Source organism: Sphingomonas sp. P3_C6 (genome assembly GCF_056402595.1).
Window position 1 is genome coordinate 1 of sequence record NZ_JBFUHB010000070.1, and the last position, 605, is coordinate 605.

General features: G+C 66.9%; 1 protein-coding gene. It reads left to right on the forward strand.

The features are described from left to right. A partial coding sequence (locus AC1DT7_RS24225; RefSeq protein WP_478038878.1) for a 2-oxo acid dehydrogenase subunit E2 occupies positions 1-605 on the forward strand: 605 nt, incomplete at both ends.

Below are 605 nucleotides of genomic sequence, written 5' to 3' on the forward strand. Positions count from 1 at the left end.
GGGGCCCAGTCGGCCCAGTCGGGGGACGTCGCAACTGGGCCCCGGCCTTCGCCGGGGAACAAGGAAGAGGCGCTCGCGAACCCGCACACCCATGTCCTCGCGTCCCCCGCTGTCCGCGCCCGCGCGGCCGATCTCGGCATCGATCTCGCCAGCGTGAAGTCGGAAAGCGACCGCATCCGCCATGCCGATCTGGACGCCTATCTGCGCTACGGCTCCGGCCAGGGCTATCATGCCCCGCATGCGTCGCGTGCCCGCGCCGATGAACCGATCAAGGTCATCGGCATGCGTCGGCGCATCGCCGAGAACATGGCGGCGTCGAAGCGCGCCATTCCGCATTTCACCTATGTCGATGAGATCGATGTCACCGCGCTGGAAGACATGCGCGCCGATCTCAATGCCAATCGCGGCAACCGGCCCAAGCTGACCATGCTGCCGCTGATGATCGTCGCGATCTGCAAGTCGATCCCCGACTTCCCGATGATCAACGCGCGCTATGATGACGAGGCGGGCGTGGTGACGCGCCACGGTTCGATCCATCTCGGCATGGCGACCCAGACGCCGGCCGGCCTGATGGTGCCGGTGATCCGCGACGCGCAGGACCTGAA